General features: G+C 58.7%; 3 protein-coding genes. 1 reads left to right on the top strand and 2 read right to left on the bottom strand.

Annotation, left to right across the window (positions count from 1 at the left end; translation table 11 throughout):
• Positions 1-42 precede the first annotated feature (42 nt).
• A complete protein-coding gene (locus RGD00_RS23230; protein WP_310459607.1) occupies positions 43-537 on the bottom strand; it encodes a YbjQ family protein in 495 nt (164 codons plus the stop codon).
• Between the two features lie 28 nt (positions 538-565).
• Positions 566-1264 (bottom strand): LexA family transcriptional regulator, encoded by a 699-nt coding sequence (locus tag RGD00_RS23225; protein WP_310459606.1) that lies wholly within the window; start codon positions 1262-1264, stop codon positions 566-568.
• A 175-nt stretch (positions 1265-1439) separates the two neighbouring features.
• On the opposite strand from RGD00_RS23225, the gene RGD00_RS23220 reads away from it, so the two are divergent.
• The coding region (locus RGD00_RS23220) for a helix-turn-helix domain-containing protein (protein WP_310459605.1) at positions 1440-1668 on the top strand (229 nt) is incomplete at its 3' end.

Here is a 1668-nt window from a genome sequence, read left to right as displayed (position 1 = left end):
GGTCTTTGTCGATGCTCATACGTGGGTCTCCTCTGAGAGCAGTTACCACGTCAGCGCACAAAATTTAGGATAGTCCCTTCCGCTGGCCACCAGGAACAGCATACTTTTGCCACCACCGCTGATTTCGGAATAGTCCAAGTCTACCCCGACCACCGCGCTGGCACCGAGAGCATGGGCTTCCAGACGCAGTTCATTGAGTGCCGTTTTCCGTGCGCTGCGAAGCCCTTCCTGCATTACGTTGCTGCGCCCCCCGAAGGTGTCGCGCCATGCGCTGGCGATGTCCTTGAACAGGTGCATCCCGATGACGACCTCAGCTGTCACAATGTCCAGTCGCTCGGCTACCGGCAGGTTGTGCGCAGTCTCTGTGGTCAGGATGATGTGAGCTGCTTCTGCCACCTTTCTCTCCCGGAGCATGTCGGGGTCCTCAATGGCCTCCTCGGGATCATCAAGACCGAGGGCCTGCTGGCAGCTCATGCACAAGCCGATGCTCGGATTGATTACGTAGGTTTCCGACTTGCAGCGCAGGCAGATTGGCATTTTCGCTGATCCTCACGGGGGTGGCAACTCATGGCGTCCTGCAAAAGTATACCACCCTGCCAATCACACGCAGTTGCTGAAGGGCGGCAGGCGGAAGGGTCTCGGGGGGATAGGTCGGATTGTCGGAGACGAGATCGATCATGCCGTTCAGGCGACGGTGTACCCGTTTGACGAGCAGATCCCCATCGACATCGAGCACCATGATACAGCCGTTGGCGATCTCGGTCTGGCTGTGATCGACGATCAGCAGCGAAGCATCCGGGATCGTGGGCGACATGCTGTCGCCTCGGGCCCGGATAATCGAGCAACGCTCGGGGACAGCCCCATGATCGCGTAGAAAGCTGCGGGCAAAGGCGATTACGCTGTCGGACTGCTCGGACACGGCGAGTGCACCTGGCCCTGCCGAGGCGCTGACGTCACGGTAGAATGGGAGCCGGATGAAATCCGGCTGATCGCGAGCCGACACCGATGCCAACCCTGCGCGCCTGATCTGAAGGGGGCGCGGATGATCTGGAAATCCCTCACCCGTCGCAAGCCAACTAAAGTCGCTACTTGCCGCCTCTGCGAGAAGGCGAAGCGCCTCAACGGGTACCTTAACGGAACCGTTGATCCACTTGTTGAGCTGTTCAGCAGTTACCCCAGCGATCGCAGCGGCATCTGATTTTTTTCCAATAATCTTAACGCACTGCTCGATGCGCAGACCAAGATTCTGCCGAAAGAGCAGCATATCAGTTCGTGCGGTTTCAGCCACGCCCCACCACTATCGACTTTAATCTTGATGTTGTCGATTAAAGTCTATATCCCTGTGCCTAGGCAGACGGTTTGCACCGACTGCTGTTGAACCAAAGTTGCCAACAAAAGGCGGGTGTTTGCGGCACCCGCCCCCTGTCGGAGGAACCCCGATGACGAAACAGGACGCCGTGATGGACTGGCCCGCTGTGGTGGCCGAACTCCATCGCAACGGCATGACCCTCACCGAGCTTGCCCGGCGGAACGGCCTCAATCCGAACGTCTTTCGCCAGGTGAAGAACCGCACCAGCTACAAGGCGCAGAGGATCATCGCCGATTTCATCGGCCAGAAGCCCGAGAACATCTGGCCGTCCCGTTACCCCAAGGGAAAACCCCGCATCC

Source organism: Ruixingdingia sedimenti (genome assembly GCF_031432425.1).
GTDB classification, from domain to species: domain Bacteria; phylum Pseudomonadota; class Alphaproteobacteria; order Rhodobacterales; family Rhodobacteraceae; genus Ruixingdingia; species Ruixingdingia sedimenti.
Note: the sequence above shows the minus strand (reverse complement) of the source record. Positions and strands in the feature narration are given on the sequence as shown.